This is a genomic window from Kangiella sp., from assembly GCF_014762745.1.
GTDB lineage: Bacteria > Pseudomonadota > Gammaproteobacteria > Enterobacterales > Kangiellaceae > Kangiella.
Genome location: NZ_JABURJ010000123.1, coordinates 1 through 8,611, shown reverse-complemented (window position 1 = coordinate 8,611; position 8,611 = coordinate 1). Strand labels below are relative to the sequence as shown.

Annotated in this window: 7 protein-coding genes; 4 read left to right on the top strand and 3 right to left on the bottom strand. The window is 44.6% G+C overall.

Annotated features, from left to right (window positions below; genetic code table 11):
* The 4 genes from HUJ19_RS11110 to HUJ19_RS11095 all read left to right on the top strand — a co-directional run.
* On the top strand, positions 1–2,120 hold a 2,120-nt coding region (locus tag HUJ19_RS11110), incomplete at its 5' end, for a hypothetical protein (protein ID WP_290624267.1).
* A 198-nt stretch (positions 2,121–2,318) separates the two neighbouring features.
* On the top strand, positions 2,319–3,506 hold the full coding sequence (gene sohB / locus HUJ19_RS11105) for a protease SohB (protein ID WP_290624266.1): 1,188 nt from the start codon (positions 2,319–2,321) through the stop codon (positions 3,504–3,506).
* A 12-nt stretch (positions 3,507–3,518) separates the two neighbouring features.
* Complete coding sequence (locus tag HUJ19_RS11100; protein WP_290624265.1) at positions 3,519–4,181, top strand: thiopurine S-methyltransferase; 663 nt, start codon at positions 3,519–3,521, stop codon at positions 4,179–4,181.
* Between the two features lie 2 nt (positions 4,182–4,183).
* Positions 4,184–6,073 carry a S9 family peptidase gene (locus tag HUJ19_RS11095; RefSeq protein ID WP_290624264.1) on the top strand — a complete coding sequence of 630 codons (1,890 nt, stop codon included), beginning with the start codon at positions 4,184–4,186 and terminating at the stop codon, positions 6,071–6,073.
* 6 nt (positions 6,074–6,079) lie between these two features.
* Here HUJ19_RS11095 and HUJ19_RS11090 read toward each other — a convergent pair whose 3' ends face one another.
* The 3 genes from HUJ19_RS11090 to HUJ19_RS11080 form a co-directional block, all read right to left on the bottom strand.
* Entirely contained in the window at positions 6,080–6,652 is a 573-nt protein-coding gene (locus tag HUJ19_RS11090; RefSeq protein WP_290624263.1) for a hypothetical protein, read from the bottom strand.
* A complete protein-coding gene (locus tag HUJ19_RS11085; protein WP_290624262.1) occupies positions 6,645–7,196 on the bottom strand; it encodes a hypothetical protein in 552 nt (183 codons plus the stop codon). Before HUJ19_RS11085 ends, HUJ19_RS11090 begins: the two co-directional genes overlap by 8 nt.
* A gap of 96 nt (positions 7,197–7,292) precedes the next feature.
* Positions 7,293–8,603: a dicarboxylate/amino acid:cation symporter gene (locus HUJ19_RS11080; protein ID WP_367274009.1), complete on the bottom strand. Its 1,311-nt coding sequence runs from the start codon at positions 8,601–8,603 to the stop codon at positions 7,293–7,295.
* Positions 8,604–8,611: the final 8 nt, after the last annotated feature.

Genomic DNA, 8,611 nt, shown 5'->3' with positions numbered 1-8,611 from the left:
TCGCGCTGTTAAGCAGCATGATTTTGACGGCTTGTACTGACGGTCCAGAAGAACCAAAAATTCCGGGTGTTGGTGAGGGTAGTACTAAACTAATCGCACCAGTATTCGCACCAGGTAACGGCGAGTTACCGATTCCTAATGATGTGCTATTCAGTGGCACAGCTGACTTAACTCTTAATATCCCAACGGATGACCCAACTGATATGTCCGACCCGCAAAATGCTATCAGTGCATTGGACGGTTGGTCCACTCATGCACCATTTAGTATCGATTTCCGAGGTGCCATTGATGGTTCTACGGTTGCACCAGGTCAGAACGTTCGTATCTTCAAGGTTTCGGTGAATCGTCCCGAGGCAATCGCTGGCACAGGAATTCCTGCTCCAACTGGCCCAGTTACTGGGGTGGAAGCAGAGTTACAGGCGGGTGTTGATTTTGTAGCGGTTCCTGCCAGTGAGACTTCTATAGGTGTTATCCCACTAAGACCGCTTGAACCACAAGCGAGTTACATGGTTGTAGTTACTAATAGTATTTTAGATACGAATGGCAATGCCGTTATATCAGATTCACAGTTTTCGGTGGTTAAGTCTCCTGACCCGATCGATCCAGATAGCGCGACAGCTGGTTTAGAGCCTCTACGCCAATTAACACAAGCTATGCTGGCAGCATCAAGCAGCGCAGGTATTGATAGTGACGATGTAGTGTTAACCTATCAGTTTACGGTTCAATCGGTTGCAAATGCTCTAGTGACCGCTAATAACGCTTATGTTCAGGCTGCAGCAGATGCCGGTTTACGTCCTGCATCCAGCTTCTCTAGCTTGATGACTGATACCACACCTTTTACTGGAATTGGCGCAGCTAACTTATATAAAGGCGAAGTGACATTACCCTACCTGTTAACTGCTCCAACTGTAGATAACCCTACAGCAGTTTTGGATAACAGTTGGGTTGGTGCCGCTCAGATTCCAACACCACAAGGCCCTATTGCGAACCCACTAGCGGGCGCTCCAATTACTTATGCTAATCCTTTAGCACAGAAAACCGGCGATGAAACAGTTCCTTTGCTGGTTTCTCTTCCTAAAAATATTAACTGTCCAAAGCCTTACCCTGTGATGATTTTCCAGCATGGTATTACCAGTAATCGTACCGCAATGCTTGGTATCGCAGATACTATGGCTGGTGCTTGTACAGCAGTGGTAGCGATGGATTTACCGCTACACGGTATAGGTTCAAATAACCAGGTTCACTTGGGCTTGCAGCAAGCTAGTGGTGGTCTAATTGGTATTTTTGAAGGCTATACTGCAGGTGATGTGCGTGAGCGTACTTTCGGTGTTGATTACATTGACAATGATACGTCAGCGCCTGGTCCTGATGGCCAAGCAGATCCATCTGGTGCTCATACTATTAACCTGACTAATTTACTAGTGTCTCGTGACAACTTACGTCAAGCAGTGCTAGATCTGCTAGTGCTTGAAGAAGCCATTCCAGCGATGGACGTTGATGGAGATACTATTCCTGATTTTGACGCTGATAATATCAGCTTCATGGGTCACTCGTTAGGTGGTATTGCGGGCTCAAAGTTTGTTGGTTTGAGCGACAAAGTCAAAGTTAGCGTACAGGCAACTACTTCAGGTAGCATTGCGCAAATGTTGGATGGCTCAGCTTCGTTCAGTCCACGTATTCGTGCAGGCTTAGCTGCAGCATCAGGCATCCCTGCTGATGACCCTGCCTTTGAATCAGCAGTTTTAAAGCCATTCTTATTCGCTGCGCAAACGGTTGTTGATTCTGGTGACCCTGTTAACTATGCAGGACTAGCACAAATGCAAGCAACTCCAATGTTGGCATTACAGGTTCAGAATGACCAGGTTGTACCAAATGCTGCTCCTGGAGCTCCTTTGGCTGGTAGTATTCCTCATGCAGCATTGTTTGGATTACCAACACTAACTGAATCAGCTGCTACAGATCGTGCTTTCTTGAAATATGTTTCAGGTGACCATGCATCACCTTTAAGTCCGAATGCAGATCCAGCGGTAACAGTTTCAATGCAAACTGCGATTGCTAACTTCATTGCCTCGGGTGGTACACAGGTTGTAGTATCTGATCCTAATTTGGTAGAACCATAACCAAAATAATGGTAATCCAGTAAAGCCCTCGCAAGAGGGCTTTTTTGTGCTAGTAAGATTTGGTTGTAACTGGATAGCCTTATGGCCTTAACTGTTATATCTTTAGCTCAGTCGGTGTTAAAATAGCCAGCAATTTTGTACCTTTATCAAAATATTAAGGTATAACAATAAGTTACAGTCTGACATTCGGAGAATGACTTGGAATTTTTAAGCGAATACGGTTTATTTTTGTTGAAAACAGCCACTATTGCGGTGGTGATTATTATCATTATTAGCTTGTTGATTAGTGCGGGTCAAAGGCAGCGCTCATCCAGCAAAGGGGATATCAAGGTAGTCAATCTTGGTGAAGCTATTAAAGACAATAGTCAGTCTATTAAGAATGAGATCCTGACCAATGCTGAGTACAAGCAACTTCTAAAAGAAGAAAAAGAGCGGGACAAGCAGCAGGAGAAGGAGGCTAAGCAAAAGCTAAAACAGGCCAAAAGGTCATCCAGCAAAACAGTAGCAGAGACAGAAATTTCAAAAGCTACTGTAGAGCAAGTTGCTGCAGATAAAGTTGATCAAGAATCCATCAACAGCGAGTCAGAATCAGTTGAATCCGGCGAAGCTTCAGAGGCGGTTGAAAGCCCAAAAAGAATGTATGTGATTGACTTTGATGGCGATATTCATGCTTCAGGTGTGGATGCTCTGCGTGAAGAAGTGACTGCCATTTTGGCGACTGCCAATCAGGGTGATGAAGTTATGGTTCGCCTGGAAAGTCCAGGTGGTCTGGTACATAGCTACGGATTAGCGGCATCGCAGCTGAAACGCATTCGAGATGCGGGTTTGAGGCTGACCATTTCGGTTGACCAGGTTGCAGCCAGTGGTGGTTACATGATGGCCTGTGTTGCAGATGATCTGGTCGCGGCACCTTTTGCAGTTGTTGGTTCGATTGGCGTGGTTGCGGAAATTCCAAATTTTAATCGCTTGTTGCAAAAAGCCAATATTGACTATGAGCAACACACCGCTGGGCAATATAAGCGCACCCTGACCATGTTTGGTCAGAATACGACTGTTTCTCGTGAAAAGTTTAAGCAGGAGCTTGAAGAAACGCATCAGCTTTTTAAAACCTTTATTCACGAGAATCGTCCCAATCTGGACTTAGACAAGGTCGCCACGGGTGAACACTGGTATGGCCGTCAAGCGCTGGAGCTTGGCCTGGTGGATAAACTACAAACCAGCGATGATGTGATTCTGGATGCGCTTAATTCTATGGATGTGTATTCAATTAAATATGAAATACGCAAACCTTTGACTGAGCGTTTGTCGATTAATCTGTATCAGGCCATGGACAAGTTCGTCCTGCGTTGGATTCAACGTTCCTCACAAACAAATATCTTTAAATAACCCATAAGATTTATGGAATTTGAATTCTGGGATAATTGCTGGCAGCGTGAGTCTCAACCTTTCCATCTGAATGAGGCTCATACTTTCCTGGTGAGGTATGTTCAGCAATACTTTTCAACTGACCAGAAAGTGTTTGTGCCTCTATCAGGTAAGTCTCTGGATTTACCCTTTCTGGCTGAGCTTGGGTATTACCCGGTTGGAGTTGAGTTTAACCCTAAAGCGGTCAATCGATTTATTGAAGAGAATCAGCTAGAGTTTTCCTCCGAAGTTTCTAACGCAGCCAACGGTCATGAGCTGGTTCGTTACCATAACCACACCATGGAAGTCTGGTTGGCTGACTTTTTTGATATTACCAGTGAGCAGATAGGTAAGTTCCGGCAAGTTTATGATCGCGCCGCATTCATTGCCTTGCCCGAGGCGATGCGTCGCGACTATGCAAAACACCTCAAATCAATGCTCGCGAAAGATGCAACTTTATTGTTAGTCACCATGGATTATGTACCTGATGAAATGTCAGGCCCTCCATTCCACATCACTTTAGACGAAATCAAGCAACAGTTTCCCGAAGGGTGGGTTGAAGAGCTGTGTCGCTGTAGTCTGCTTGATACTCACCCACGCTGGAAAGAGCTTGAGCTTAGTCGTTTAGACGAAGTGTTATACAAAATTACGTTTTAATTATGAATAAACAAATCGCCCCTTATGGACTTTGGCAGTCGCCAATTTCCCCAGAAATGTTAGCCAGCAAGTCAACACGCTATGGCCAGATGCAGTACATTGATAACGCCATATATTGGCTGGAATCACGTCCGCATGAACAAGGCCGTGGCGTCATAGTACGCTCTCAAAATGGTAAGAGAGAGGATGTAACGCCAGAGGGTTTTAATGTTCGTACTCGCGTACACGAATATGCCGGTGGTGATTTTTGGGGTAGAGGTGAGTATTTACTCTTTGCAGATGACTCTAATCAACAGCTGTGCCTGCAAAACCTGACCACCAACAGTGTTGAGTTTATAACGCCTGAGCCGCCCGTCAAACGTAGTTTACGTTATTGTGATGGTGAGGTTGCACCTAATATGGCGTATACCGTTTGTGTGCATGAGAGGCATGAGGCGGATGACGTTATCAATGAGCTGATAGTGGTTTCGCTTTCTGCGCCATTTACCAAGCAGGTTATAGCACAAGGTGCTGACTTTTATTCCAATCCACGAATCAGTCCCGAAGGTAAACAGTTGTGCTGGATCAGCTGGAATCACCCGAACATGCCGTGGGATGAAACCGAGCTCTGGCTAGCCGATATTTCTGCATCCGGTGAGACTACTAATCAGCGCAAAGTAGCTGGTGGTAACAATGTTTCGGTTTATCATCCTTTCTGGTCGGTAGACAACCAACTGTACTACGTAGCTGATCCAGAGGGCTGGTGGCATATTTATTGCTTGGAAAATCCACAGCAGCCGGTGCATGACAAACTGGATATTGAGTTTGGTTTACCACAGTGGGTGTTTGGTTGCCGTACGGTGCAATGGCTTGATGACAAATCTTTGGTGGCTATTGGCACCAGAAAGGGCCAGCAGGCACTGTATCAAACCAGTCTTGAAACAGGTTCCGTCGAGCTGTTTAGCGATAACTGGACGGCATTTAATGGTCAGATGGTCGCAGGTGGCGATGCACTGTATTTTATGGCGGCTAATCCACAGTCTGGCGAAGCGGTTTATCAGCTGAGCCTGCAAAGTAAAGAGGCAGCTCAATTAACCGAAGGTGATAAAGACCAGCTTGATGATTATATTTCAGTACCTCAGCATATTGAATTTCCAACCACAGGTAATCAAACGGCTTACGGTTATTTTTATCCACCTAAAAATCCTCAATACCAGGCATCAGAAGATGAAACGCCACCCTTAATTGTCATGAGTCATGGTGGGCCTACTGGCATGACAGATAATGGTTTGGATCTAAACATTCAGTATTGGACCAGTCGCGGCTTTGCGGTAGCCGATGTCAATTATCGCGGTAGTACCGGCTATGGCCGAGCTTACAGAGATAGTTTGAAAGGACAGTGGGGTATTCTCGATGTGGATGACTGTATCGGCATGGGGCAATATCTGGCGAAGGAAGGCCTGGTGGATGGCTCAAGAATGGCGATTAGAGGCGGCTCAGCGGGCGGTTACACGACTTTATGTGCGCTAACCTTCCATGATGTCTTTAAAGCCGGTATGAGCCGCTACGGCGTTGCTGAGCTGGTTTCGCTGTCGCAGGACAGCCACAAGTTTGAAATCCGCTATCTTGATTCAGTCGTTGGGCCTTACCCAGAGCGCGCAGACCTCTATCACCAGCGATCTCCAGTAAATCATACCGAATTATTGTCCTGCCCAATTTTAATATTGCAGGGACTGGAGGATAAGGTGGTGCCGCCGAATCAGGCCGAAGCCATGGTAAAGGCGCTTGATGAGAAAGGTTTGCCTTATGAGTATATTACCTTTGAAGGCGAAGGGCATGGTTTCAGAAAGCCTGAAACCATCATCAAAGCCTTTACTGCCGAACTGCAATTTTATCAGAAGTATCTACTTTAGGTCGCATTATAGAGCCTCGCAGGTTTCTATCGAGTTTCTTGCGGGGCTCTGATCAATATCCAGACCTTCGAACATGGTGAAATAACCATCTTCAGGAATGAGCATTAAATCCACACTAAGCTTAAATTTGTTGGGCGAATCTTCACTGTAAACTGTCTGAATGGATAGCTCAAAAGTTCCCTCACGATCCTTGTTCTGCAATATTGGATGCTGTTGCAACGCTTTGAATTTTTCAACGCCTTCTGCATCAAGGCGATACCAGCTGAGGTGCTCATGAGTTTCCTCCTTAAACCAGTGCTCGACCTGTCGCAATTCTTCCTCAATAAGCTCCAACGACAGGCAGTCATCAATGAAAGCTTCAGAGCCTTTGTAGCTGTAGCTCAGCTGATTGGCCGCCAGCACGTTAGTTTTGGTATTGCTGCGAACTCTCACCCGGATGTCTTCGGGATTCAGTTCAATAAAGTCACCCTCATCAAAGCCTGACATCTTCATCATGGTTGATAGGGGAACGTTAGAGCAGCCCTGAATAAGCAGGGTTAGTAGAATGATAATTAAAATGGACCCTGTATCTTTAATCATTTGCTGCTTGAGTCAGGTCTAATTCGTGTTGATCGAATAAGGTAAAGTATCCCTCTTCGGGGTTTAAGAGTAGATCGATGCTCATATTAAATCGCTCTGGTGCACTCTCAGTTAATTTGAATGTGACCGAAAACTTAAATTCTCCCTCTTTTTTCCTCATTGCTAACAAAGGGTGTTGCTGTAGTTGTTTAAAAAGCTCTATTCCTTCTGCATCCAGTCTATATCTGCTGCTGTGCTGAAAGCTATCATCACCGAACCAATGTTCGATAGTTTCTACATCTTCATCGATTAACTCCATTGAGAAACTTTGATCAATAACACCCTCTGGGCCTCTGTATTGATAACGCAGGACATTCTTTCTGAGAACATTTTCCTGAGTGTTATTGCGAACCTTAACGCGAATATCATCAGGATTAAGCTTTACAAAATCGGTTTCATCAAAACTGGACATTTTAAGCATGGTGGATAATGGTATGCTGGAACAGCCTTGCAAAAGAATGAGTAAAACTAAAGTTTGGATTATGGTGGTAAATGGTTTCTTCATTATTATTCCTTGTGATGATGCTAGTTAAAAATCCTGATAAAAAAAGAGGTGGCAAAAGCCACCTCTGAATTATAGATATTCTTAATGAATAATCAATTAATCGTCAAACTCGGTATGAACTTTGGGGTGATTATAAACATCCTTATCCAATTCATTTTCACTCTTGGCGACAATAACGCTGACCGCGGCGTCACCGGTAATGTTAACCGCGGTACGGGTCATATCGAGTAGTCGGTCAATACCCAGGATCATACCAATTGCTTCGACTGGTAAGTTAACTTGTGTAAGTACACCTGAAAGCATAATAAGGCCTACACTAGGCACGCCCGCAGTGCCGATTGAAGCAAGAGTTGCTGTTAGAACTACCGTCAATAACTGCGCCATACTTAAATCAACACTATAAGCTTGAGCAATAAACAGTGTTGCAACACCTTGCATGATGGCAGTGCCATCCATGTTAATAGTTGCACCTAGTGGTAGGGTAAATGAATAGGTATTGCGGTGAACACCAAGGTTTTTTTCAACGCAACGCATGGTTACTGGAAGGGTGGCGTTACTGCTGGAAGTACCAAATGCTGTAAGCATGGCTGGCCACATACCCTTAAAGAAATTAATCGGGTTAAGACGTGCCAGGAAAGTAATTAAAGCACCGTAAGTTATTAAAGCATGAAGAATTAATCCACCTACAACTAGAGCAAAGTATGCACCAAGAGAGCCTGCAATTTTATCGAATGGAAATTCAGCAAAAGTTTTAGCAATCAGGAAGAAGACGCCATAAGGTGCAAAGCGCATGATAATGTTCACCAGCTCCATTACCACTTTGTTGACGTCATTAAACCAGTTACCAATTCGTTTACCTTTTTCACCAGCCATGGTGATGGCAAGTCCAACCAAGATTGCAAATACAATGATTTGTAACATCTTTTCGCTAACCATTGCTGTAAAAGGATTGGTGGGAATAATATCAATCAATACTTGAGTTAATGGAGGCTTATCGCTCGCATCAAAGTTTGCGTCACCAATATCCATGCCTACACCGGGCTTAAATATCGAAGCAAGTGACAAAGCACCGACTAAAGCAATTGATGTGGTTAGTAGATAAAGTCCTATTGACTTTAAGCTCAATTTTCCCAGTTTGGATGGATCTGCTAGCGAACTGACACCGCATACCAGGGACACCAGCACTAGCGGAACCATTAGCATTTTCAATGCATTGATGAACCAACTGCCACCCACTTCAAAGATGCCATTGACGAAATAGGTGTAGGCCCAGCTGTCGTCTTGAATCGCTGAACAAGCTTCCTTAGATATACCTTTTGCGCATTGATAGTCGCCAAATTGCAGGAACAGAACGCCAACGATAGCGCCTGCGACCATATAGATCAGAATTTTTAAACTGAGATTCATATTATTAG

What these genes read in the sequence shown, in the direction of transcription:
- HUJ19_RS11095 (WP_290624264.1), top strand. Translation starts at nt 4,184, where the DNA reads ATGAATAAACAAATCGCCCCTTATGGACTTTGGCAGTCGCCAATTTCC.
- HUJ19_RS11100 (WP_290624265.1), top strand. Translation starts at nt 3,519, where the DNA reads ATGGAATTTGAATTCTGGGATAATTGCTGGCAGCGTGAGTCTCAACCT.
- HUJ19_RS11080 (WP_367274009.1), bottom strand. Translation starts at nt 8,603, where the DNA reads ATGAATCTCAGTTTAAAAATTCTGATCTATATGGTCGCAGGCGCTATC.
- HUJ19_RS11090 (WP_290624263.1), bottom strand. Translation starts at nt 6,652, where the DNA reads ATGATTAAAGATACAGGGTCCATTTTAATTATCATTCTACTAACCCTG.
- HUJ19_RS11085 (WP_290624262.1), bottom strand. Translation starts at nt 7,196, where the DNA reads ATGAAGAAACCATTTACCACCATAATCCAAACTTTAGTTTTACTCATT.